General features: G+C 65.5%; 27 protein-coding genes. 19 read left to right on the forward strand and 8 right to left on the reverse strand.

Annotated elements, in window-relative coordinates; translation table 11 throughout:
• Window positions 1–232: 232 nt before the first annotated feature.
• The 3 genes from ACXI0U_RS16430 (at window position 233) to ACXI0U_RS16440 (ending at window position 3,280) form a co-directional block, all read left to right on the forward strand.
• Window positions 233–1,528: a serine/threonine protein kinase gene (locus ACXI0U_RS16430; RefSeq protein ID WP_316925765.1), complete on the forward strand. Its 1,296-nt coding sequence runs from the start codon at window positions 233–235 to the stop codon at window positions 1,526–1,528.
• The gene (locus tag ACXI0U_RS16435) at window positions 1,521–2,288 is read left to right on the forward strand and encodes an MlaA family lipoprotein (protein WP_021221283.1); all 768 of its coding nucleotides are present in this window, start codon (window positions 1,521–1,523) and stop codon (window positions 2,286–2,288) included. The genes ACXI0U_RS16430 and ACXI0U_RS16435 overlap by 8 nt, the downstream gene beginning before the upstream one ends.
• 143 nt (window positions 2,289–2,431) lie before the next feature.
• Entirely contained in the window at window positions 2,432–3,280 is an 849-nt protein-coding gene (locus ACXI0U_RS16440) for a pirin family protein (RefSeq protein WP_435635207.1), read from the forward strand.
• On the opposite strand, the gene ACXI0U_RS16445 is transcribed toward ACXI0U_RS16440, so the two are convergent.
• A complete protein-coding gene (locus tag ACXI0U_RS16445; RefSeq protein WP_021221285.1) occupies window positions 3,277–4,473 on the reverse strand; it encodes a patatin-like phospholipase family protein in 1,197 nt (398 codons plus the stop codon). The two genes, ACXI0U_RS16440 and ACXI0U_RS16445, sit on opposite strands and share 4 nt — an antisense overlap.
• A gap of 54 nt (window positions 4,474–4,527) precedes the next feature.
• Window positions 4,528–5,448 (reverse strand): lipid A biosynthesis lauroyl acyltransferase, encoded by a 921-nt coding sequence (locus tag ACXI0U_RS16450; protein WP_184487777.1) that lies wholly within the window; start codon window positions 5,446–5,448, stop codon window positions 4,528–4,530.
• Between the two features lie 142 nt (window positions 5,449–5,590).
• On the opposite strand from ACXI0U_RS16450, the gene minC reads away from it, so the two are divergent.
• From minC to lpcA, 7 genes are all read left to right on the forward strand, one after another.
• Window positions 5,591–6,337 (forward strand): septum site-determining protein MinC, encoded by a 747-nt coding sequence (gene minC / locus ACXI0U_RS16455; RefSeq protein WP_184487776.1) that lies wholly within the window; start codon window positions 5,591–5,593, stop codon window positions 6,335–6,337.
• Between the two features lie 99 nt (window positions 6,338–6,436).
• Complete coding sequence (gene minD / locus ACXI0U_RS16460; RefSeq protein WP_021221289.1) at window positions 6,437–7,252, forward strand: septum site-determining protein MinD; 816 nt, start codon at window positions 6,437–6,439, stop codon at window positions 7,250–7,252.
• Window positions 7,249–7,503 (forward strand): cell division topological specificity factor MinE, encoded by a 255-nt coding sequence (gene minE / locus ACXI0U_RS16465; protein WP_021221290.1) that lies wholly within the window; start codon window positions 7,249–7,251, stop codon window positions 7,501–7,503. Before minD ends, minE begins: the two co-directional genes overlap by 4 nt.
• A 60-nt stretch (window positions 7,504–7,563) precedes the next feature.
• Window positions 7,564–8,199, forward strand: coding sequence for an RluA family pseudouridine synthase (locus ACXI0U_RS16470; protein ID WP_021221291.1), 636 nt, complete (start codon window positions 7,564–7,566; stop codon window positions 8,197–8,199).
• 4 nt (window positions 8,200–8,203) lie between these two features.
• Complete coding sequence (locus tag ACXI0U_RS16475; RefSeq protein ID WP_043245471.1) at window positions 8,204–8,779, forward strand: class I SAM-dependent methyltransferase; 576 nt, start codon at window positions 8,204–8,206, stop codon at window positions 8,777–8,779.
• Window positions 8,780–8,901: 122 nt separating this feature from the next.
• On the forward strand, window positions 8,902–10,191 hold the full coding sequence (locus tag ACXI0U_RS16480) for a M18 family aminopeptidase (RefSeq protein ID WP_043245473.1): 1,290 nt from the start codon (window positions 8,902–8,904) through the stop codon (window positions 10,189–10,191).
• Window positions 10,192–10,205: 14 nt separating this feature from the next.
• Window positions 10,206–10,793: a D-sedoheptulose 7-phosphate isomerase gene (gene lpcA / locus ACXI0U_RS16485; protein WP_184487774.1), complete on the forward strand. Its 588-nt coding sequence runs from the start codon at window positions 10,206–10,208 to the stop codon at window positions 10,791–10,793.
• Window positions 10,794–11,005: 212 nt separating this feature from the next.
• Here the strand turns inward: lpcA and ACXI0U_RS16490 are convergent, their stop codons facing one another.
• Window positions 11,006–11,722, reverse strand: coding sequence for a UTRA domain-containing protein (locus ACXI0U_RS16490; protein WP_021221295.1), 717 nt, complete (start codon window positions 11,720–11,722; stop codon window positions 11,006–11,008).
• 301 nt (window positions 11,723–12,023) lie between these two features.
• Between ACXI0U_RS16490 and ACXI0U_RS16495 the strand changes: the two genes are divergently transcribed.
• The 7 genes from ACXI0U_RS16495 (at window position 12,024) to ACXI0U_RS16525 (ending at window position 17,913) form a co-directional block, all read left to right on the forward strand.
• Window positions 12,024–13,082: an ABC transporter substrate-binding protein gene (locus ACXI0U_RS16495; RefSeq protein ID WP_021221296.1), complete on the forward strand. Its 1,059-nt coding sequence runs from the start codon at window positions 12,024–12,026 to the stop codon at window positions 13,080–13,082.
• 55 nt (window positions 13,083–13,137) lie between these two features.
• The gene (locus ACXI0U_RS16500) at window positions 13,138–13,944 is read left to right on the forward strand and encodes an alkaline phosphatase family protein (RefSeq protein ID WP_021221297.1); all 807 of its coding nucleotides are present in this window, start codon (window positions 13,138–13,140) and stop codon (window positions 13,942–13,944) included.
• On the forward strand, window positions 13,923–14,783 hold the full coding sequence (locus tag ACXI0U_RS16505) for an ABC transporter permease (RefSeq protein WP_043245477.1): 861 nt from the start codon (window positions 13,923–13,925) through the stop codon (window positions 14,781–14,783). Before ACXI0U_RS16500 ends, ACXI0U_RS16505 begins: the two co-directional genes overlap by 22 nt.
• A complete protein-coding gene (locus tag ACXI0U_RS16510) occupies window positions 14,770–15,567 on the forward strand; it encodes an ABC transporter permease (RefSeq protein ID WP_021221299.1) in 798 nt (265 codons plus the stop codon). Before ACXI0U_RS16505 ends, ACXI0U_RS16510 begins: the two co-directional genes overlap by 14 nt.
• Window positions 15,564–16,553: an ABC transporter ATP-binding protein gene (locus ACXI0U_RS16515; RefSeq protein ID WP_271658676.1), complete on the forward strand. Its 990-nt coding sequence runs from the start codon at window positions 15,564–15,566 to the stop codon at window positions 16,551–16,553. The genes ACXI0U_RS16510 and ACXI0U_RS16515 overlap by 4 nt, the downstream gene beginning before the upstream one ends.
• A complete protein-coding gene (locus ACXI0U_RS16520) occupies window positions 16,553–17,206 on the forward strand; it encodes an HAD family hydrolase (protein ID WP_431482498.1) in 654 nt (217 codons plus the stop codon). The genes ACXI0U_RS16515 and ACXI0U_RS16520 overlap by 1 nt, the downstream gene beginning before the upstream one ends.
• A 161-nt stretch (window positions 17,207–17,367) precedes the next feature.
• Window positions 17,368–17,913 carry an REP-associated tyrosine transposase gene (locus ACXI0U_RS16525; RefSeq protein ID WP_081672328.1) on the forward strand — a complete coding sequence of 182 codons (546 nt, stop codon included), beginning with the start codon at window positions 17,368–17,370 and terminating at the stop codon, window positions 17,911–17,913.
• A 101-nt stretch (window positions 17,914–18,014) separates the two neighbouring features.
• Here ACXI0U_RS16525 and ACXI0U_RS16530 read toward each other — a convergent pair whose 3' ends face one another.
• On the reverse strand, window positions 18,015–18,500 hold the full coding sequence (locus ACXI0U_RS16530) for a GNAT family N-acetyltransferase (protein WP_431482499.1): 486 nt from the start codon (window positions 18,498–18,500) through the stop codon (window positions 18,015–18,017).
• A 122-nt stretch (window positions 18,501–18,622) separates the two neighbouring features.
• On the opposite strand from ACXI0U_RS16530, the gene ACXI0U_RS16535 reads away from it, so the two are divergent.
• Window positions 18,623–19,015: a VOC family protein gene (locus ACXI0U_RS16535; RefSeq protein WP_111260457.1), complete on the forward strand. Its 393-nt coding sequence runs from the start codon at window positions 18,623–18,625 to the stop codon at window positions 19,013–19,015.
• A gap of 3 nt (window positions 19,016–19,018) precedes the next feature.
• Here ACXI0U_RS16535 and ACXI0U_RS16540 read toward each other — a convergent pair whose 3' ends face one another.
• Complete coding sequence (locus ACXI0U_RS16540) at window positions 19,019–19,201, reverse strand: hypothetical protein (RefSeq protein WP_431482500.1); 183 nt, start codon at window positions 19,199–19,201, stop codon at window positions 19,019–19,021.
• 200 nt (window positions 19,202–19,401) lie between these two features.
• Between ACXI0U_RS16540 and ACXI0U_RS16545 the strand changes: the two genes are divergently transcribed.
• Window positions 19,402–19,953, forward strand: a complete 552-nt coding sequence (locus ACXI0U_RS16545) for an RNA 2'-phosphotransferase (protein ID WP_431482501.1) — start codon at window positions 19,402–19,404, stop codon at window positions 19,951–19,953.
• 102 nt (window positions 19,954–20,055) lie between these two features.
• On the opposite strand, the gene ahpF is transcribed toward ACXI0U_RS16545, so the two are convergent.
• The 3 genes from ahpF to ACXI0U_RS16560 form a co-directional block, all read right to left on the reverse strand.
• On the reverse strand, window positions 20,056–21,612 hold the full coding sequence (gene ahpF / locus ACXI0U_RS16550; RefSeq protein ID WP_021221308.1) for an alkyl hydroperoxide reductase subunit F: 1,557 nt from the start codon (window positions 21,610–21,612) through the stop codon (window positions 20,056–20,058).
• Between the two features lie 140 nt (window positions 21,613–21,752).
• Window positions 21,753–22,316, reverse strand: coding sequence for an alkyl hydroperoxide reductase subunit C (gene ahpC, locus ACXI0U_RS16555; protein ID WP_021221309.1), 564 nt, complete (start codon window positions 22,314–22,316; stop codon window positions 21,753–21,755).
• Window positions 22,317–22,494: 178 nt separating this feature from the next.
• Window positions 22,495–23,457, reverse strand: a complete 963-nt coding sequence (locus ACXI0U_RS16560) for an NAD(P)H-quinone oxidoreductase (protein ID WP_431482502.1) — start codon at window positions 23,455–23,457, stop codon at window positions 22,495–22,497.
• Window positions 23,458–23,467 lie beyond the last annotated feature (10 nt).

The raw sequence follows: 23,467 nt of genomic DNA on the forward strand, positions 1-23,467 counted from the left end.
CTCTCCGAAGAATTGAAAGCGGCGCCAAGGATAAACGCACGCTCGCCGTATGCAAGACAAAGTCTGTAAACAGCGCTAACAAGGAGGCCTGGACCCGCCGTTGCGCCGGGTGCATGCTGTCCGGCGCCCCGTGAAGGCATTTCGCCTTCCCTCACGGCACTTTGGCGAGCCCGCACTTGTCATAGCATCGGTATCCCCTCAGCCCGACTTCCTGCAAAGGGACTTGAACCTCATGCTCCGTCTCCGCCTCGCTGCCCTGCTCGGCAGCCTGCTTCTGAGTGCCCCGCTGTGGGCGGCCGATATAGATGCTGCCGGCTATGGCTTCCCGCTGACCAACCCGTTCGAGGCGACCATCGCCACCACGCCACCGGAGCTGCGCCCCGACCTGCCGGCGGACGAGGACATCGACCAGGCCGACTACGACCTCAAGCTGCGCCCCGAGCGCGAGTTCAAGCTGCCGGACAACTTCTGGCCGGTGAAGACCCTGCGTTACCGCCTGGCCCAGCAGGACCACGCCGCGCCGCTGATCTTCATCATCGCTGGCACCGGGGCCCACTATTCCAGCAGCCAGGCCGAGTACCTGAAGCGGCTGTTCTACGGCGCCGGCTTCCACGTGGTGCAGCTGTCCTCGCCCACCAGCTACGACTTCATGGCCGCCGCCTCGCGCTTCGCCACGCCGGGGCTTTCCAACGAAGACGCCGACGACCTCTACCGGGTGATGCAGGCCGTGCGCGCCCAGCACCCGAAACTGCCGGTCACCGAGTACCACCTCACCGGCTACAGCCTCGGCGCGCTCGAGGCGGCCTTCGTCAGCAAGCTCGACGAGACCCGCCGCAGCTTCAACTTCAAGCGCGTGCTGCTGCTCAACCCGCCGGTGAACCTCTACACCTCCATCACCAACCTCGACCGCCTGGTGCAGACCCGGGTCAAGGGCATCGACGACAACACCACCTTCTACCAGGTGGTGCTGGGCAAGCTGACCCGGTACTTCCAGCAGCGCGGCTACGTCGACCTCAACGACGCCCTGCTCTACGATTTCCAGCAATCCAAGCAGAAGCTCTCGGACGAGCAGATGGCGATGCTCATCGGCACTTCCTTCCGCTTCTCCTCCTCGGACATCGCCTTCACCTCGGACCTGATCAACCGTCGCGGCCTGATCACCCCGGTGAAACTGCCGATCACCGAAGGCACCAGCCTCACGCCCTTCTTCAAGCGCGCGCTGCAGTGCGACTTCGACTGCTACATCACCGAGCAGCTGATTCCCTTCTGGCGCGCCCGCTTCGACGGTGGCAGCCTTACCCAACTGATCAACCAGGTGAGCCTCTACGGCCTGGAGGATTACCTGAAACAGAGCGGGAAGATCGCCGTGATGCACAACGCCGACGACGTCATCCTCGGCCCGGGCGACCTGGGCTTCCTGCGCCGCACCTTCGGCGACCGCCTGACCGTCTACCCCCATGGCGGCCACTGCGGCAACCTCAACTACCGCGTCAACAGCGACGCCATGCTGGAGTTCTTCCGTGGCTAAGCACGTTCTCCTCCTCGCCCTGCTGCTGGCCAGCGCCCCCCTTCTCGCCGACGAGCGCCAGGAGCCGGATGGCTTCACCGAGCCGCTCCAGCGCTTGCAGTTCAACCCCGGGCTCGACCAGCGCGAATTCGAGCGCTCCACCTTCGACGCCCTGGAGGTCTACGACCCGCTGGAGTCCTGGAACCGACGCGTCTACCACTTCAACTACCGCTTCGACCAATGGGTGTTCCTGCCCGTGGTGCGCGGCTACACCTACGTCACCCCGCGCTTCGTGCGCAGTGGCGTGAGCAACTTCTTCAGCAACCTGGGTGATGTGCCCAACCTGCTCAACAGCCTGCTGCAGTTCAAGGGCCAGCGTTCGATGGAAGTCACCGGGCGCCTGCTGCTCAACACCACCCTAGGCGTGGCCGGGCTCTGGGACCCGGCCACGATGATGGGCCTGCCCAAGCAGAGCGAGGACTTCGGCCAGACCCTGGGCTTCTACGGCCTCGGTGCCGGGCCCTACCTGATGCTGCCGATCCTCGGCCCCTCCAACCTGCGCGACACCGGCGGCCTGGTGGTGGACTTCGTGGCAGACAACCAGATCAACTTCCTCAACGTGCCCGAGGTCAGCCGCGACCACCCGGAGATCAGCCTGCTGCGGGCGGTGGACAAGCGCTACACCACCAGCTTCCGCTACGGCCAGCTCAACTCGCCCTTCGAGTACGAGAAGATCCGCTACGTGTACACCGAGTCGCGCAAGCTGCAGATCGCCGAGTGATGCAGCCCCCGGCTGGCGCCGACCATGGCGCCAGCCGGGGGCTTAGAATCCATCCAACGGCTCGATAGGAACCACGCAAAATCACGCACCATCGATTCGATTCCCTGGATTAGCATCGCCCCATTCTTTCCAGGGAGGCTCCTATGAACCGCTACCGCCAGATCATCGAACAACGCCCCGGCCAGCCCGCATCCGACGGCGCCGGGGTCAACCTGACCCGCGTCTTCGCCGAGCAGGGCATTCCGCGCTTCGACCCCTTCCTGATGCTCGACGAGTTCGGCTCGGCCAACCCGGACGACTACGTCGCCGGCTTCCCGCCCCACCCCCATCGCGGCTTCGAGACCATCACCTACATGATCGAGGGGCGCATGCGCCACGAGGACCACCTGGGCAACGTCGGCCTGCTGGAGAACGGCGGCGTGCAGTGGATGACCGCCGCGCGCGGCATCATTCACAGCGAGATGCCGGAGCAGCAGGAGGGCGTGATGCGCGGCTTCCAGATCTGGCTCAACCTGCCGGGCAAGGACAAGCTGGGCGACCCGGGCTACCGCGACTTCGCACCACATGAAATCCCGCGCCTGCGCACCTCGGGCGGCGTCGACGCGCTGGTGATCGCCGGGCACTTCGATGACGGCGAGGTGCAACAGGACGGCGCCGTGCAGCGCCCGCACACCGAACCGCAGCTGTTCGACCTGCACCTGCAGGCCGGCAGCCACGCAGCCCCGCGCCTGGCGGATGGCTTGCGGGTGCTGCTCTACGTCTACGAGGGCGAGGTGCACGTCAACGGCAACCCGGTGGCCAAGGGTCGCCTGGTGCGCCTCTCGGAGCAGGGTGCGCTGGAACTGGCCAGCACCGAGGGTGCCCGTGTGTTGCTGCTCGCCGGTCGCCCTTTGGGGGAGCCCATCGTGCAGTACGGCCCCTTCGTGATGAACACCCGTGAGGAAATCGAACAGGCCCTGCGCGACTACCGCGACGGCCGCCTGGCGGGCTAGTAGGCCACCGGCGTCGGCAGCACCGACGCCGTCTCCAGGCCGAGGAAGCTTTGCAGGTCGGCCTTCTGCGCCATGGCGTCCTGGTAGCCCAGCTCGATCAGTTCATTGCAGTAGCCGGGTTCGAACAGCAGGTAACTGATCACCCCGGCACCACTGGCCTTGGTCGCTCCCGGCCCACGCAGGAAGGTGCGGATCGCCCGCGGCATCTCGCGGCGGTGACGCGCGGCGATGGTGTCCAGCGGCTGGCTCGGCGAAATCACCAGCACCTCCACAGGCTTCAGGCCCAGGTTTCGCGGGCGCTGCCCGGCGGGGATCGCCTGGCTCAGCTGGTTGATGCGCTCCAGCAGCTCGATGTCGCTTTCCAGGTTGTCGATGAAGGTGCTGTTGAGCATGTGCCCGCCGATCTGCGCCAGGCTCGGCGGGTTGCCCGTACTGGCGCGCACCACACCATCGTTGACGTTGCCCACCCGCGGGTTGCCACTCACCCCCACCACCAGAATGCGATTGGCCCCCAGGTGCAGCGCCGGGCTGATGGGCGCCGACTGGCGCACCGCGCCGTCGCCGAAGTATTCGCGGTTGATTCGCACCGGCGGGAAGATCAGCGGAATGGCCGCACTGGCCAGCAGGTGGTCCAGCGCCAGGCGCGTGGGCACGCCGACGCGGCGGTGGCGGAACCAGGGGTCGATGGTGGCGCGGCCCTGGTAGAAGGTCACCGCCTGGCCGGACTCGTAGCCGAAGGCGGTCACCGCCACGGCCCGCAACTGGCGCAGGCGTACGGCGGCGGCGATGCCGGTGAAGTCCAGCTCGCGCTCCAGCAGGCCGCGCAGGGGGGCGTTGTCCAGCAGCGCCACCGGCGCGTGGCGGTTCATCCCCAGCAGGCTGTGACCGAGGAAGCGCGCGCTCTGGCGCAATACACCGGGCCAGTCGCTGCGGTACACCTGGGAGGTGTGGAAGCCTTGCCAGACGGCGGTGAGGCGGCGGATCGCCTCACTGAAATGCAGGGCACCGCAGGCCAGGCCCACAGCGTTGATGGCGCCGGCCGAGGTGCCGACTATCACCGGGAAGGGGTTGTGCATCGAGTCGGGCAGCAGGTCGGCGATCGCCGCCAGCACGCCCACCTGGTAGGCCGCTCGCGCGCCGCCGCCCGAGAGGATGAGTCCGGTCACGGGCTTGGTTGCGGCGGGTTCACTCATGAAAGGCTTCCGTTTTTTTCCGCGAGTATAGGGCCCGCGTGGGCCCGGCGCTGCTCAGTAGAGCTTCGGCTCGCCTTCCGGCCGGGTCTTGAAGCGGCGATGGGCCCAGAGGTACTGCTCGGGGAGGCGGCTTACGGCCTGTTCGATCCACTGGTTGATGCGCAGGCAATCCGCCTCCTCGCTCTCGCCCGGGAAGTCGGCCAGCGGCGGGTGGATCACCAGGCGGTAGCCGGAGCCGTCGGCCAGGCGTTCCTGGGTGAAGGGCAGCACCCGCGCGCGGCCCAGGCGGGCGAACTTGGTGGTGGCGGTGACGGTGGCGGCGGTGACGCCGAACAGCGGCACGAACAAGCTCTGCTTGCGCCCGTAGTCCTGGTCCGGCGCGTACCAGATGGCACGCCCGGCACGTAGCACCTTAAGCATGGCGCGTACGTCTTCACGCTCGATGGCCGTGGCGTCGAGATTGTGCCGCTCGCGCCCCTGGCGCTGGACGAAGTCGAACAGCGGGTTCTTGTGCTCGCGGTACATGCCGTCGATGGTGTGCACCTGGCCGAGCAGCGCGGCGCCGATCTCCAGGGTGGTGAAGTGCAGCGCCATGAGAATCACGCCCTGGCCGTCCGCCTGGGCCTGGCGCAGATGCTCCAGGCCTTCTATATGGGCGAGTTTGCGCAGGCGCGAGGCCGGCCACCACCAGCTCATGGCCATCTCGAAGAAGGCGATGCCGGTGGAGGCGAAGTTCTCCCTGAGCAAGCGCTTGCGCTCGGCAACGGACAACGCGGGGAAACACAGCTCCAGGTTGCGCCGGACGATGTGTCGACGCGAACCGGCGACCCGCAGCATCAGCCAGCCCAGGGCGCGCCCCAGGCGCAGCAGCACCGGGTAGGGCAACAGGGTAATCAGCCACAGCACCGCCAGGCCGAGCCACAGGGGCCAGAAGCGCGGGTGGAGGAAGGCGGCGCGGAAGCGGGGACGTTCCATCGGTGGATCCGTAGGGCTGCGTGGGCAAAGGCCGGCATTCTACAGAAATAGCTGCCAGCCGGCGCCCATCCTGCCCCGCGCGTCTTGCGACGGCCCGGCGTTCTCGCTATAAGTCCTGCCCATCAGACCCAGCAGAAAGACCATGAGCCAAGCTGACCTTCTCGACCAAGATCCCGTGTTCCAGCTCAAGGGCAGCATGCTCGCCATCACCGTGATGGAGCTGGCGCACAACGACCTCGAACGCCTCGACCGGCAACTGGCCGACAAGGTCGCCCAGGCCCCCAACTTCTTCCAGAACACCCCGCTGGTGATGGCCCTCGACAAACTGCCGGCCAGCGAAGGCGAAGTGGACCTCGCCGCGCTGCTCGACGTCTGCCGCCGCCATGGCCTGCGCACCCTGGCCATCCGCGCCAGCAACGAACAGCACATCGCCGCCGCCAATACCCTCGACATCCCCGTGCTGCCGCCCTCGGGCGCTCGCGAGCGGGTCATCGACCCGGTGGAGCCCGGCGCCAAGAAGGCGGCGAAAGCCCCGGAGAAACCCGCCGAACCCGTGGCCCGCCCGACCAAGGTGGTGACCACCCCGGTACGCGGCGGCCAGCAGATCTACGCCCCCGGCGGCGACCTGGTGGTGGTCGCCCCCGTGAGCCCGGGTGCGGAACTTCTCGCCGATGGCAACATCCATGTGTACGGTCCCATGCGTGGCAGGGCACTGGCAGGCATAAAGGGCGATACCAAGGCCCGGATCTTCTGTCAGCAACTGGCCGCCGAACTGGTGTCGGTAGCCGGTCAATACAAGGTCGCCGAAGACCTCCGGCGCGAGCCGCTCTGGGGGCATTCGGTGCAGGTCAGCCTGTCGGGAGATGTGTTGAACATCACCCGCCTTTAACGGATACTGCCGCGAATTTTCAGGGACCTGAACGGGAGCCAGGACGGCCGACCAAGGCCTGCAAGTTCCCGCTTTTCTTATTATTTGGGGTGAATCACCTTGGCCAAGATCCTCGTTGTCACGTCCGGCAAGGGTGGCGTGGGCAAAACCACCACCAGCGCCGCCATCGGCACCGGCCTCGCTCTGCGCGGGCACAAAACCGTCATCGTCGACTTCGACGTCGGCCTGCGTAACCTCGACCTCATCATGGGCTGCGAACGCCGCGTGGTGTACGACTTCGTCAACGTCATCAACGGCGAAGCGACCCTGACCCAGGCCCTGATCAAGGACAAGCGTCTCGAGAACCTCTACGTCCTGGCCGCCAGCCAGACCCGCGACAAGGACGCGCTGACCCTCGAAGGCGTCGGCACGGTCATCGAAGAGCTGGCGAAGAATTTCGAATACGTGGTCTGCGACTCTCCCGCCGGCATCGAGAAAGGTGCCCACCTGGCCATGTACTACGCCGATGAGGCGATCGTCGTGACCAACCCGGAAGTCTCCTCGGTACGCGACTCCGACCGCATGCTCGGCCTGCTGGCCAGCAAATCGCGCCGCGCCGAGAAGGGCGAGGAGCCGATCAAGGAGCGCCTGCTGCTCACCCGCTACAACCCGGAGCGCGTCACCAAGGGCGAAATGCTCGGTGTCGAGGACGTCGAGGAAATCCTCGCCATCCACCTGCTCGGTGTCATCCCGGAATCCCAGGCGGTGCTCAAGGCATCCAACCAGGGTGTTCCGGTCATCCTCGACGAGCAAAGCGACGCCGGCCAGGCGTACAGTGATGCCGTCGATCGCCTGCTCGGCAAGGAACTGCCCCACCGGTTCCTCGACGTGCAGAAGAAAGGACTCTTGCAACGCCTTTTTGGAGGCCGTGAATGAATATTCTTGACTTCTTTCGCGAGCGGAAGAAGCAGAACAGCGCTTCGATCGCTAAAGAACGACTCCAGATCATCGTCGCCCACGAGCGCGGCCAGCGCAGCCAGCCGGACTACCTCCCGGCGCTGCAGAAGGAACTGGTTGAGGTGATCCGTAAGTACGTCAACATCGACCAGGATCAGGTCCAGGTCCTGCTCGAGGACCAGGGCAACTGCTCCATCCTCGAGTTGAACATCACCCTGCCCGATCGCTGATCAGGGCTGGTGTGCTGGACGGCGGCTGCGGCCGCCGTCTTCATTTCCGGATATAGAACCATGCCTCTCTCGCAGATCGAAATACTCCACCAGGATCCGGCCTTCCTGGTCATCAACAAGCCGACCCTGCTGCTTTCCGTGCCGGGCCGCGCCGATGACAACAAGGACTGCCTGATCACCCGACTGCAGGAGAACGGCTACCCGGAAGCGCTGATCGTCCACCGCCTGGACTGGGAGACCTCGGGCATCATCCTCCTGGCCCGTGACCCCGACAGCCACCGCGAGCTGTCCCGCCAGTTCCACGACCGCGAGACCGAGAAGGCCTACACCGCCCTCTGCTGGGGCCAGCCGGAACAGGACAGCGGGCGCATCGAACTGCCCCTGCGCTACGACCCGCCGACCAAGCCGCGCCACGTGGTCGACCACGAGCAGGGCCGCCACGCCCTGACCTTCTGGCGGGTACTGGAGCGCTGCGGCAACCACTGCCGCGTCGAGCTGACCCCCATCACCGGTCGCTCCCACCAGTTGCGCGTGCACATGCTCTCCATCGGCCACCCACTGCTGGGCGACCGCCTCTACGCCCACGACGAAGCCCTGGCCGCCCACGAGCGCCTGTGCCTGCACGCCAGCATGCTCGCCTTCAGCCACCCGGTGACCGGCGAGCGCTTGCGCTTCGAGTGCCCGGCGCCGTTCTGAGGCGATGACCGACAGCCTCTACTACGACCGCACCCAGGGCGCCCCGCCCTGGCCGGTCCTGTTGATGGCCATCGAAGCCCTCGGCCGCCCCGGTACCCGTGGCATCGACCTCGGCTGCGGCGCCGGCCGCGACACCCTGGAAATGCTCCGCCGTGGCTGGGAGGTGCTGGCCATCGACCGCGAGCCCGAAGCCATCGAACGCCTGCTGGGCCAGGTGCCGCCCGATCAGTTGCCACGCCTGCAAGCGCGCTGCGCCCGTTTCGAGGACTGCGAGCTGCCGGCCGCCGACGTCGTCAACAGCGCCTTCGCCCTGCCCTTCTGCGCCCCGGCGGACTTCCCGGCCCTGTGGCAGCGCATCGACGAGGCCCTGGCAGGCGGCGGTATCTTCTGCGGCAACCTGTTCGGCGAACGTGACGACTGGGCCGGCCCCGAGCTGAGCATCTTCAGCGAGGACCAGGTCCGGCAGCTGTTCGCTGACTGGGAGCTGCTGCACTTCGAGGTGATCGACCGCGAAGGCAGCACCGCCCGTGGCCGTACCAAGCGCTGGCACCTGTTTTCAGTGGTCGCGCGGCACCGCTGAATCCATGACGGCCGGCACAAGAACCGGGCTATCGCCGCCATGGTGAAAATTCACCGGCCTGCGCCTCCTAATCAGCAAGCCCGATGCGATAAACTCCGGCCCATCGCTGTCTGGAGTCCGTTATGCGCGAAGAGTTGAACCAGGGCCTTATCGATTTCCTCAAGGCCTCCCCCACCCCCTTCCATGCCACCCGCAGCCTGGCCCAGCGCCTGGAGGCAGCGGGCTACGTGCACCTCGACGAGCGTGATGCCTGGCGCGCCGAGGCCGGTGGGCGCTACTACGTGACCCGCAACGACTCCTCGCTGATCGCCATCAAACTGGGCAAGCGCCCCATGCTCGACGGCGGCCTGCGCCTGGTCGGCGCCCACACCGACAGCCCCTGCCTGCGAGTCAAGCCCAACCCGGAACTGCACCGCCAGGGCTTCTGGCAACTGGGCGTCGAAGTCTACGGCGGCGCCCTGCTGGCGCCCTGGTTCGACCGCGACCTGTCCCTGGCCGGCCGCGTCACCTACCGCGCCGCCGGCAAGGTGGAAAGCCAGTTGGTGGACTTCCAGGCGCCCATCGCCGTGATCCCCAACCTGGCCATCCACCTCAACCGTGAAGCCAACCAGGGCTGGGCCATCAACGCCCAGACCGAACTGCCACCGATCCTGGCCCAGTTGGCCACCGGCGAGACCCGCGAGTTCCGTGACCTGCTGGCCGAGCAACTGACCCTGGAGCACGGCGTCAGCGCGGACGCGGTGCTGGACTACGAACTGAGCTTCTACGACACCCAGAGCGCCGCCGTGATCGGCCTCGGCGGCGACTTCATCGCCGGTGCGCGCCTGGACAACCTGCTCTCCTGCTATGCCGGCCTGCAGGCCCTGCTCGCCGCCGAAGGCGACGAAAGCTGCGTGCTGGTATGCACCGACCACGAGGAAGTGGGCTCCTGCTCCGCCTGTGGCGCCGACGGCCCCTTCCTGGAGCAGGTGCTGCGCCGCCTGATGCCCGAGGGCGATGCGTTCGCCCGCACCATCCAGCGCTCGCTGCTGGTCTCGGCCGACAACGCCCACGGCGTGCACCCCAACTACGCCGACAAGCACGACGGCAACCACGGGCCCAAGCTCAACGCCGGCCCGGTGATCAAGATCAACAGCAACCAGCGCTACGCCACCAACAGCGAAACCGCCGGTTTCTTCCGCCACCTGTGCCTGGAAAACGAAGTGCCGGTGCAGAGCTTCGTCACCCGCAGCGATATGGGGTGCGGCTCCACCATCGGCCCCATCACCGCCAGCCAACTGGGCGTGCGCACCGTGGACATCGGCCTGCCGACCTTCGCCATGCACTCCATCCGCGAACTGGCCGGCAGCCATGACCTCGCCCACCTGGTGAAGGTGCTGGCCGCCTTCTACTCCAGCCACGACCTGCCCTGAACGGAGACAGCCGCATGCTCAGCCACATCCGCAACAGCCTCGAGGAAGCCCGGACGGCGCTGGACAACTTCATCGCCAACGAGCAGGCCCTGCGCAGCATCGAGCGCGCGGCGGAACTGCTGGTGGAAAGCTTCGAGAACAAGGGCAAGGCCTTCTCCTGCGGCAATGGCGGCTCCATGTGCGACGCCATGCACTTCGCCGAGGAACTGACCGGGCGCTACCGCAAGAACCGCCCGGGCATCGCCGCCATCTCCATCAGCGACGCCAGCCACATCAGCTGCGTGGCCAACGACTTCGGCTACGACCACATCTTCTCGCGCTACATCGAATCCCACGGTCGTGAAGGTGACGTGCTGCTGGCCTTCAGCACCAGCGGCAAGAGCCCCAACGTGATCAAGGCCGCCGAAGCCGCCAAGGCACTGGGGGTGAAGGTCGTCGCCCTCACCGGCAAGCCCGGCTCGCTGCTCGAAGGCCTCGCCGACGTCTGCATCTGCGCCCCCGGCGGCGACTTCGCCGACCGCGTGCAGGAGCTGCACATCAAGGTGGTGCACATCCTCATCGAGCTGGTGGAACGCAAGCTCGCGCCTGAAAACTACGCTTAAAGAAGCTGGAAGCTGGAAGCCAGTCAGCGTGCCAGGCCCAGCTTCCTGGTCAACTCAGCCCGCCTCAGAACGCATTGGTAGGTTGGCGCCGAGCGCAGCGAGGCCCAACGACGCACACTTCACCCTCGCCATGTTGGGCTTCGTACCTCAGCCCAACCTACACCCGCTCTGCCCTTCACTTCCAGCTTCTAACTTCTGGCTTCCAGCTGCCCTTATTCCGGCACCTCCACGCTGACGTGGATCGCGTCGTGCCGCCAGAACTCCAGGTCGCAGTCGATCAACCGTCCGTGCTGGTCGCGGTTGACCCGGGTGATGCGCAGCGCCGGGCTGCCGGGGGCGACCTTGAGGGTCGAGGCGGCTTCGGGGTGCAGCGCCGTGGGCACCATGTCGAAGCGCACGCGGCCGTAGCGGATGCCGTATTCGCTGCCGTAGAGATCGGTCAGCGAGCGGGTCAGGTCGAAATCGAGGATGCCGGCGAAGTACTGCGGGTTGAGGTAGTGCTCGACGTAGAGCACCAGGCGCCCATCGATACGCCGTGCCCGGCGGATCTGGTAGACGCTGGACAACGCCGGCAGCTCCAGCAGCTCGCAGACTTCTACGGTCGCCGGCATCAGCCGTGCACTGAGCACTTCGGTGGCCGGAACCCGGCCCTGCTCGCCAACCATGGCGTGGAAGTGGCTGCGCACCAGGGGGTTGTAGGCCACCCGTGGCGGCGAGACGAACCAGCCGCGGCGCTCCTCGCGGTAGATCAGCCCTTGCGCCTCCAACTGGCCCAGTGCCTCACGCAGGGTGATGCGGGTGGTGTCGAACAGCTCGCTGAGCTTGCGCTCGGCCGGCAGCTTGCCGCCCAGAGGCAACAGGCCATGCTCGATCTGCTCCTGCAGGGCGCGGCAGATGGCGGTAACGGTACGGGGCGCCTCTTCGCGCATCGAAAAACTCCAATCTGGAATAGACCAGCACCATAAAAGTGCGATGCCGATGGTGGTGTGACCATCCTATGCAGCCTAGATGACTGTCCCGTGACAGCACCTGCGACCTGCAGGGTACGTGCCAGCGACAGGGGCCCGCGCCAAGCGCCATGGGACGTGCAGCCATGGTCTACGCTTGCTGACGCCGGAAGAACGGGGCCCGCAGAGCCACGCGGTGCAATGAAACCGTCATCTATGGCCTTTAGATTGGCCTGGGTCTTGCTGATCTAGACCAATACTCAACCCTGCTAAGGAGCTTCATATGAAACGCCTGCTGCTGGCTTCACTGATTGGAACCACCCTGGCCCTGAGCACCCAGGCCATGGCGGATGACGCTGCACTGAAGGCCCTGGAAGACGCTGCCCGCAAGGAAGGCGCGGTAAACAGCGTGGGCATGCCCGACAGCTGGGCGAACTGGAAGGACACCTGGGTCGACCTGGAGAAGAAGTTCGGCCTCAAGCACATGGACACCGACATGAGCTCGGCGCAGGAAATCGCCAAGTTCGCCGCCGAGAAGGACAACGCCACCGCCGACATCGGCGACGTCGGCGCAGCCTTCGGCCCCATCGCCACCCAGCAGGGCGTCACCCAGGCCTACAAGCCCAGCACCTGGGACCAGGTCCCCGCGTGGGCCAAGGACCAGGACGGCCACTGGGCCCTCGCCTACACCGGCTCCATCGCCTTCATCATCAACAAGCAACTGGTGAAAGAGCCGCCGAAATCCTGGGCCGACCTGGAGAAGGGCAAGTACAAGGTCGCCATCGGTGACGTCAGCGCCGCCGCCCAGGCCGTAAACGGCGTGCTGGCCGCCGCCATCGCCAAGGGCGGTGACGAGAAGAACATCCAGCCGGGCCTGGACCTCTTCGCCAAGATCGCCGAACAGGGCCGCCTGTCCCTGTCCAACCCGACCATCCAGACCCTGGAGAAAGGCGAAGTCGAAGTCGGCATCGTCTGGGACTTCAACGGCCTGTCCTACCGCGACCAGATCGACCCCAGCCGCTTCGAGGTGCTGATCCCCTCCGACGGTTCGGTGATCTCCGGCTACACCACCATCATCAACAAGTACGCCAAGAACCCGAACGCCGCCAAGCTGGCTCGCGAGTACATCTTCAGCGACGCCGGCCAGATCAACCTGGCCAAGGGCAACGCCCGCCCGATCCGCGCCGAGCACCTGACCCTGCCGGCCGAAGTGCAGGCCAAGCTGCTGCCCAACGAGCAGTACGCCAAGGTGCAGCCGATCAAGGACGCCAAGGCCTGGGAAGAAACCTCCAAGGCACTGCCGAGCCTGTGGCAGGAAAACGTCATCATCAACATGGAATAAGTGACACACGGGCGCCGGCCTTGGCCGGCGCCTCGTCACATCTGGGTGCCAGCTCATGAAGCACAAAGCAATCCTGGTCCTGCTGGACGGCCTCAACTACGGCGTCGCACAACACGCCATGGGCCACCTCCAGGCTTATTGCGCCGCCGGCCGTGCTGCGCTGTACAAACTGGAGTGCGAGCTACCGGCGCTGTCCCGCCCCCTCTACGAATGCATTCTCAGCGGGGTGCCGCCGATCGACAGCGGCATCGTGCACAACGACGTCTCGCGCCTGTCCAACCAGCGCAGCGTGTTCCACTACGCCCGCGATGCCGGGCTGACCACCGCCGCTGCGGCCTACCACTGGTTCAGCGAGCTGTATAACCGCTCGCCCTTCGACGCCGCCCGCGACCGCCACACCGAGGCGCCCGAACTGCCCATCCAGCATGGCCACTTCTACTGGGCCGACCACTACCCGGACGCGCACCTGTTCGCCGATGCCGAGAGCCTGCGCCTGCGCCACGCGCCGGACTTCCTCCTGGTGCACCCGATGAACATCGACGACGCCGGCCACAAGCACGGCCTCGACACGCCGCAATACCGCAACAGCGCGCGGGTCGCCGACATCATCCTCGCCGAGTACCTGCAGCGCTGGCTCGATGCCGGCTACCAGGTGCTGGTGACCGCCGACCACGGCATGAACAACGACCGTTCGCACAACGGCCTGCTCACCGAAGAGCGCGAAGTGCCGCTGTTCGTCCTCGGCGACGCCTTCAGTCTCGACGGCTATGCGCAGCCGAAGCAGACCGACCTTTGCGGCACCCTGTGCGAACTGCTGGGCGTGCCCCACGACAAACCTGTATGCCGGGAGCTGTTGAAGTGAATTCAGCCAACCGCGGCAAATGGCTGGCGCTGCTGTGCCTGCTGCCATTCGCCATTTTCTTCATCGCCTTCCAGATCGCGCCGCTGGCCTGGGTGGCGATCAATAGCCTGAACAGCCCCGAAGGCTGGGGCCTGGGCAACTACGCCAAGGTGTTCGCCTCCAAGTTCTACCTGCAGGCGATCAAGCACAGCCTGCAGATCGCCTTCTGGTCGAGCCTGATCGGCATCTTCATCGCCATCCTCGGCAGTTACTCGCTGCGCCAGGTGGACAGCCGCCTGCGCGACTTCGTCATGGCCTTTTCCAACATGACCAGCAACTTCGCCGGCGTGCCCCTGGCCTTCGCCTTCGTCATCCTCCTGGGCTTCAACGGTGCACTGACCCTGCTGCTCAAACAGAGCGGGCTGATCGAGGACTTCAACCTCTACTCCAAGACCGGCCTGATCGTGCTCTACACCTACTTCCAGATCCCCCTCGGCGTGCTGCTGCTCTACCCCGCCTTCGACGCCCTGCGCGCGGACTGGCGCGAATCCGCCTCGCTGCTCGGCGCCAGCACCTGGGACTTCTGGCGGCACATCGGCCTGCCGGTGCTGACCCCCGCGCTGCTGGGCACCTTCATCATCCTGCTGGCCAACGCCCTGGGCGCCTACGCCACCGTCTACGCCCTGACCACCGGCAACTTCAACGTGCTGCCGATCCGCATCGCCGCCATGGTCGCCGGCGACATCGCCCTCAATCCCAACCTCGCCAGCGCCCTGGCCATGGTGCTGGTGGGCCTGATGGCGCTGATCACCGTGGTCCACCAGTGGCTGCTGAAGAGGAGCTACCATGTCGCGCGCTGAAGCCCCGGTCGCCAGCCTCTACCACCGCATCGTGGTCTGGCTGCTGTTCCTGATCCTGCTGCTGCCCCTGGCCGGCACCCTGCTCTATTCGCTGTCCACCAGTTGGTCGGCGTCCATCCTCCCCGATGGCCTGACCTTCAAGTGGTACCTGGCGCTGTGGAGCGATGCCCGCTTCCTCAACGCCTTCGGCCAATCGCTGCTGGTGTGCTTCGGCGCCCTGGCGCTGTCGGTGGTGCTGATCCTGCCGCTGCTGTTCGTGGTGCACTACCACTTCCCCAAGCTGGACGCGCTGATGAACATCCTCATCCTGCTGCCCTTCGCGGTGCCGCCGGTGGTGTCTTCGGTGGGCCTGCTGCAGCTCTATGGCTCCGGCCCGCTGGCCATGGTCGGTACACCGTGGATCCTGATCGGCTGCTACTTCACCGTGGCGCTGCCGTTCATGTACCGGGCCATCACCAACAACCTGCAGGCGATCAACCTGCGTGACCTGATGGACGCTGCCCACCTGCTCGGCGCCAGCACCTGGAAGGCCGCGCTGCTGGTGGTGCTGCCCAACCTGCGCAAGGGCCTGATGGTTTCGCTATTCCTGTCGTTCTCCTTCCTCTTCGGCGAGTTCGTCTTCGCCAACCTGCTGGTGGGCACGCGCTACGAAACCCTGCAGGTCTACCTGAACAACATGAAGAACAGCAGCGGCCACTTCAACAGCGCCCTGGTGATCTCCTACTTCTTCTTCGTGCTGCTGTTCACCTGGGCAGCCAACCGCCTGAACAAGGACAAATCATGAGTTTTCTGAGCATTCAGGGGCTGCACAAAAGCTATGCCGCCACCTCGATCTTCAGCGACATCAACTGCGAGATCGGCCAGGGTGAATTCGTCACCCTCCTCGGCCCTTCCGGCTGCGGCAAATCCACCCTGCTGCGCTGCATCGCCGGGCTCACCGAGGTCAATGGCGGCAAGATCGTCCTCGACGGCCAGGACCTGGTGCCGCTGGCACCGCAGAAGCGCGGCATCGGCATGGTGTTCCAGAGCTATGCGCTGTTCCCCAACATGACCGCCGCGCAGAACGTCGCCTTCGGCCTGCGCATGCAGAAGGCCAGCAAGGAAGAAAGCGCCCGCCGCGTGCAGGAAGCCCTGGCCATGGTCGAGCTGGACACGTACGCCGACCGCTACCCGCACCAGCTCTCCGGTGGCCAGTGCCAGCGCGTAGCCCTGGCCCGCTCCCTGGTCACCCGCCCACGCCTGCTGCTGCTCGACGAGCCGCTCTCGGCCCTCGACGCGCGCATCCGCAAGCACCTGCGCGAACAGATCCGCAGCATCCAGCAGGAACTGGGGCTAACCACCATCTTCGTCACCCACGACCAGGAGGAGGCGCTGACCATGTCCGACCGCATCTTCCTGATGAACGCCGGGCGCATCGTCCAGAGCGGCGACGCCGAGACCCTCTACACCGCCCCGGTGGACGCCTTCGCCGCCGGCTTCATCGGCAACTACAACCTGCTCGAAGCCGAAGACGCTGCACGCCTGCTGGCGCGCCCGGTGGCCAGCCGCATCGCCATCCGCCCGGAAGCCATCTCGCTGAGCCGTGACGGCGCCATCGAAGCGGAAGTACGCAGCCACAGCCTGCTGGGCAACGTCATCCGCTACCGTGTGGAAGCTCGGGGTGTGGAACTGGTGGTGGACGTGCTCAACCGCAGCGCCGACGACCTGCATGGCAAGGGCCAGCGCATCGGCCTGTCCATCGACGACAACGCGATCCGGGAGGTGGCGTGATGACCCTGGCGATCTTCGATCTCGACGACACCCTCATCGACGGCGACTGCGCCAGCCTGTGGAGCGAACACATGGCCGCCATCGGCTGGGTGGACGGTGAATCCTTCATCAAGAAGGACCACGAACTCATGGCGCTCTATGCCGAAGGCAAGCTGGCGATGGAGGACTACATGGCCTTCAGCCTCTCACCCCTGGTGGGCCGCACGCCGGAGGAAGTGGCCTTCGTCGTCGAGCCCTTCGTCGAGGACGTGATCGAACCCATCTTCCACAGCGACGCCACCCGCTGCCTGGCCAGCCACCGCGAAGCCGGCGACCGCATCCTGGTGATCTCCGCCTCCGCGCACTTCCTGGTCAGCGCCATCGCGGAGCGCCTGAAGATCGACGAGGTGCTGGCCATCGACCTGGAAGAGCAGCACGGCCACTACAGCGGCAACACCCGCGGTGTGCTCACCTACCGCGAGGGCAAGGTCACCCGCCTGCACGCCTGGCTCGAGGCCGAAGGCGAAAGCCTCGACGGCGCCTACTTCTACTCCGACTCGCGCAACGACCTGCCGCTGCTCAAGCTGGTCAGCAACCCCCGCGTGGTCAACCCCGACCCGGCGTTGCGCGAACACGCCGAACAGGCCGGCTGGCCGATCCTCGACTGGCGTTGAGTCACCCCGCCCACCGTAGGGCGGGTGAAACCCGCAAATCTTCTCCACCAATCCCGCCAAACAGACCGACCGGACCTACATCCGGCTCGGCCTCGTTCGGCTTGCTGGCATTCACCCCGCTCACGACCATGGCTGGCTCGCCATCCATAGAGGGGCCTGCCATGTCGCGCTACCGAAGAGCGCTCGTTGCCGGAGGAACCTACTTCTTCACCTTGGTCACCGAACGCAGACAGCCACTACTCATTCGCCCAGATGTCCGACAGGCATTGCGCGAAGCGATCATCGAAGTCCGTCGTACCCGCCCCTTCCATATCCTCGGCTGGGTCCTGCTGCCTGATCACTTGCATGCAATCTGGAAGCTGCCCGAAGGAGATGCTGACTATTCCACGCGCTGGAAACTGATCAAACGGCACGTCACCCGAACCTGCAGTGCCCACTACCCACGACCGGACCTATGGAGCCAGCATCGAAGTAACAAAGGGCACGGAACGCTCTGGCAGCATCGCTTCTGGGAACACCTGATACGAGATGAAAATGACCTGCATCGACACCTCGACTACCTGCATGGCAACCCTCTGAAGCATGGGTACGTGGCGCAGGTTGCAGATTGGCCATGGTCATCTTTCCATCGCTGGGTTGAACGTGGCACTTACCCGGTCGACTGGGGCGGAGGGCCAGATCTGGATATGCCGGAGGGTACGGAGTGACGGGATCCACGTCGTCGGGTTTCACCCGACCTACATCGAACGTCAGGCCGGCTGAAAATCCGTAGGGCGGGTGAAACCCGCGTGCCTGGTTTGCCGAGGACTCAGCTATCGCCGTGGGCGAAGGCCTTGAGCTCGTCACCGGCCATGCGGTAGCGCACCCATTCGTCCTGGGGGCTGGCGCCGATGGATTGGTAGAACTGGATGGCGGGCTCGTTCCAGTCCAGCACGCTCCATTCCAGGCGGCCACAGCCGCTGTCGCAGGCCAGGCGCGCAAGGTGGCGCAACAGCGCCTTGCCGGCGCCGACGCCGCGTTGCTGGGGGGAAACGTAGAGGTCTTCCAGGTACATCCCCTTGCGGCCCAGCCAGGTGGAGTAGCTGTAGAAATACACGGCGAAGCCGATGGGCGTGCCGTCCAGCTCGCAGATCAGCGCACGGGCCGGGGTGTCGCCTTCGAACAGGCTCTGCTCGATATCGGCGACGGTGGCGATGACTTCGTGTTCGGCCTTCTCGTAGATGGCCAGTTCGGTGATGAAGGCGAGAATCTGGGGGGCATCGCTGCGCACGGCATCGCGGATATGCAGGCTCACGGGAATTCCTTTCAGGGGGTGTCGGCGCCGAGGCGCGAAGGCGGACATGCTAGGCGCCGGCTGGCCAGCAAGAAAGAGGGCCGAGCATAATCGGTGTTCGTGGCCGCCCAGGAGAGTCGCTCATGCTGTCCCATGTCTGCATCGGTACCAACGATTTCCCCCGTGCCCTGGCCTTCTACACGCCGCTGATGGAGGCGCTTGGGCTGCCGCAGAAATTCTGCGACCCGTCCCGCCCTTGGGCGGGCTGGATGCCGGCGGATGCACCGCGCCCGTTGCTGGTGCTGGGCGCGCCGTTCGATGGCGAGGCGGCGACCGTGGGCAATGGCCAGATGGTCGCCCTGCTGGCGCCGGACCGCGCCAGCGTCGACCGCTGCCACGCCCTGGCACTGGCCAATGGCGGCCAGTGCGAAGGAGCACCAGGCCTGCGGCCGCACTATCACCCCGACTACTACGGGGCCTATTTCCGCGACCCGGATGGCAACAAGCTGTGCGTCTGCTGCCACCGGGCCGAGTGACGCTCAAGGCACCGTATTGTCGCCCTCGCCGGGCAGCTCCGGCTGGTGATGGCGTGGTCGCAGATCGGGCTCGGGGTCGCGCGGTTTCTGCAGGCGCTCCACCTCGGCCTGGTTCTCCGCGTCCTCGTCGGGGGTTATCTCGGGCAGCTCGCCGTCCTCGGTAACGCTCGGGTCGCTGTCGATCATGGCGCGTCCTCCCTCAGGTGCCGTACTTCAGAGAGGCCGTGCCCTGGCTCAGGTCATGTTTGACGGGCATGTTCCACCTCCTGCTTTCGTGGTCGTCAGGAGTTGTGAGGGAGGTGGCCGATGAAGGTTCGAGGTATTTGGTCGGTCGTGCCGTCGTGGCAGAATCTGCCCCTCAATCACGCAGGATGCAGGAGCTCACCATGAGCAATGGACCGGATGTCGAGATAAGCCGCTTCCTCAGTTTTGTACTGAGGCACAAGCCCGAGGCCATCGGCCTGCAGCTGGACAGCGAAGGCTGGGCCGATATCGAGGCGTTGATCACCGGTGCCGCACGCACGGGCAAGGCGCTTGATGAGCGGGCGATCCGCCGCGTGGTGGCGAACAACGACAAGAAGCGCTTCGCCATTTCCGAGGACGGCCGGCGCATCCGCGCGGTACAGGGCCATTCGACCGCCTCGGTACAGCGCCAGTACGACGCCGTGGTGCCGCCGCAGCGGTTGTTCCACGGCACCGCCAGCCGCTTTGTCGACAGCATCCTGCAGAAGGGCCTGATCGCCGGCTCACGCCACCACGTGCACCTCTCCGAAGACCGCGAAACCGCTACCCAGGTGGGCGAGCGCTATGGCGAGCCGGTGATCCTCGAGATCGCGGCCAGCGCCATGCACGAGGACGGTTTCGAATTCCACCAGGCGGAGAACGGCGTGTGGCTGACGGCGCGGGTGCCGGTGGATTACCTCAAGCGGGAGGGGTGAGCGGCAGGGCACTCTCCCCGGGCTTAAGCCCGGGCTACAAGGTCAGAACGGCCATGAAAAAAGGCAGCCCGAGGGCTGCCTTTGTTGTTGGGGCAGGGTGAATCAGGTGGTGCGGATCAGGTGGTCGAAGGCGCTCAGGGAGGCCTTGGCACCCTCGCCGACCGCAATCACGATCTGCTTGTAGGGCACGGTGGTCACGTCGCCGGCAGCGAACACGCCGGGCAGCGAGGTCTCGCCACGGGCGTCGACGATGATCTCGCCACGCTGGCTCAGCTCGACGGTGCCTTTGAGCCAGTCGCTGTTGGGCAGCAGGCCGATCTGCACGAAGATGCCTTCCAGTTCCAGGGCCTTGAACTCGTCGGAGTTGCGGTCCTTGTAGGTGAGGCCGGTGACCTTCTGGCCATCGCCCTTCACTTCGCTGGTCAGCGCGCTGGTGATGATGTCGACGTTGCCGAGGCTGCGCAGTTTCTTCTGCAGCACGGCGTCGGCACGCAGCTGGCTGTCGAACTCGATCAGGGTGACATGGGCGACGATGCCGGCCAGGTCAATGGCTGCTTCCACACCGGAGTTGCCGCCACCGATCACCGCCACGCGCTTGCCCTTGAACAGCGGGCCGTCGCAGTGCGGGCAGTAGGCGACGCCACGGCCGCGGTATTCCTGCTCGCCGGGTACGTTCATTTCGCGCCAGCGGGCACCGGTGGAGAGGATCACGGTCTTGGCCTTGAGGCTGGCGCCGCTCTCGAACTTCACTTCATGCAGCTCGCCTTCGGCCTTGGCCGGGATCAGCTGGCTGGCACGCTGCAGGTTCATGATGTCGACGTCGTATTGCTTGACGTGCTCTTCCAGGGCGCGGGCCAGTTTCGGGCCCTCGGTCTCCTGCACGGAGATGAAGTTCTCGATGGCCATGGTGTCCAGCACCTGGCCGCCGAAGCGCTCGGCCGCGACGCCGGTACGGATGCCCTTGCGGGCGGCGTAGATGGCGGCCGATGCACCGGCCGGGCCACCACCGATCACCAGGACGTCGAAGGCGTCCTTGGCATTGAGTTTCTCGGCATCACGGGCGGAAGCGCCGGTGTCGATCTTGGCGAGGATTTCTTCCACGCCCATGCGGCCCTGGCTGAACAGCTCGCCGTTCAGGTAGATGCTCGGCACCGACATGATCTGGCGCTGCTCGACTTCATCCTGGAACAGCGCGCCATCGATGGCGACGTGGCGGATGTTGGGGTTGAGCACAGCCATCAGGTTCAGCGCCTGGACCACGTCCGGGCAGTTCTGGCAGGACAGCGAGAAATAGGTTTCGAAGTTGAACTCGCCCTGGATGCCCTTCACCTGCTCGATCACATCGGCTTCGAGCTTGGAGGGGTGGCCGCCGACCTGCAGCAGTGCCAGCACCAGGGAGGTGAATTCGTGGCCCATGGGGATGCCGGCGAAACGCAGGCTGATATCCGCACCGGGGCGTTCCAGCGAGAAGGAAGGCGTGCGGGCATCGCCACCGTCTTCGCGCAGGGTGATCTTGTCGGTCAGGCCGACGATGTCGTGCAGCAGGTCGCGCAGCTCCTTGGATTTGTCGCTGTCATCGAGGGACGCGACGATCTCGAACGGCTGGGTGACCTTTTCCAGATAGGCCTTCAACTGGGTTTTAAGATTGGCGTCCAACATGATTCGGCTCCTGCTTGTTTCGGGCAAAGGGGACCCCGCGGCGGACGCGTGCGCGTCCGCCCTGCTCGCTCGGATTCGGGCTTTTTGCAGGGTGGTCGGCATGAGGCCGACCACCGGGGGGAGGTACTGCGTTTTGTAGCTTAGATCTTGCCAACCAGGTCCAGGGACGGAGCGAGGGTCTTCTCGCCTTCCTTCCACTTGGCCGGGCAGACTTCGCCCGGGTGGGCAGCGGTGTACTGGGCAGCTTTCAGCTTGCGCAGGGTCTCGCCGACGTCACGAGCGATTTCGTTGGAGTGGATCTCAACGGTCTTGATGATGCCTTCCGGGTTGATCACGAAGGTGCCACGCAGGGCCAGGCCTTCCTCCGGGATGTGCACGCCGAAGGCGTTGGTCAGCTGGTGGGTCGGGTCACCGATCAGCGGGAACTGAGCCTTGCCCACTGCCGGGGAAGTCTCGTGCCAAACCTTGTGGGAGAAGTGGGTATCGGTGGTCACGATGTAGACCTCGGTACCGGCCTTCTGGAACTCGCCGTAGTTGTTGGCGGCGTCTTCGATCTCGGTGGGGCAGTTGAAGGTGAAGGCTGCCGGCATGAAGATCAGGACCGACCACTTGCCCTTGAGGGATTCTTCGGTGACTTCGATGAACTTGCCGTTGTGGAAAGCGTTGACCTTGAAAGGTTGAACTGCGGTGTTGATCAGAGACATCGAGTGGACCTCTTATGAGTTGGAAGTGTGGGTTGAGAAATTTACCAGACGAATACTAGGTGGTTGCGCTGTAAAGAGCTTATTGATTGAAGGAATCGACCTCATTGATTTCCTATATCGCTCTGAAGCCCAGTAGCCACGGGCCTTCCAGCCTGTCACGCAAGGTATCGAAAGGAAACTAGACGATGGATTCGTCCAGTACGACAACCACTTTACCCGACACCTGGTTACTGTTCAGAGCGGCGAAGGCGGCTTCCACGTCCTTGGCCGCGAAGCTTTGTTCCAGTTGCGGCTTCAGGCGGCCTTCGGCGAACAGCGGCCAGGCATGCTGGCCAAGATCACGCAGCAGGTCGGCCTTGAAGGCGTCGTCGCGGTTGCGCAGGGTCGAGCCGATCAGCTGGATGCGCTTGCCCAGCACCAGGGCCATATCCAGCTCGGCCTTGCGGCCGCCCATGAGGCCGATATTCACCCAGCGGCCATCACGGGCCAGCAAGTCGAGGTTGAGCGCGGCGTAGTTACCACCGACCGGGTCGAGGATCACGTCGAACGGGCCGAAGTCACGTAGGCTCTCCAGCGTTTCGCCGCGCAGTGCGCCGCCCTGGGCGCCGAGGCCCTCGCAATAGGCCAGGCGTTCAGCGGAACCGACGCTGACCCAGACCGGGCTGCCAAAGGCCTTGCACAGCTGGATGGCGGCGGAGCCGACGCCGCTGGCCCCTGCGTGCAACAGCACCTTCTCACCGGGCTTCAGGCCGGCCAGCTGGAACAGGTTGAGCCAGGCGGTGGCGTACACCTCCGGCAGCGCAGCCCCCTCCGCCAGGCTGAGGCCTTCGGGCACCGGCAGCACGTGACCGGCATCCACCACCACCTCTTCGGCCATGCCGCCACCAGCCAGCAGCGCGCAGACACGATCGCCCACCTGCCACGCCGCACCCGCCCCCACTTCGGTAATCACGCCCGAACATTCAAGGCCGATGATGTCGCTCGCACCGGGAGGCGGAGGGTAATGCCCCGCCGCCTGCAACAGATCGGCGCGGTTCAATCCCGCGGCCGCCACACGAATGCGGACCTGCCCCACATCACAGTCAGGAATGGGGTATTCAGCCCATTCCACGCGCCCTTCCACGCCTTGCAATGCTTTCACGCTGCCTCCA

Source organism: Pseudomonas sp. C9D1, assembly GCF_056491235.1.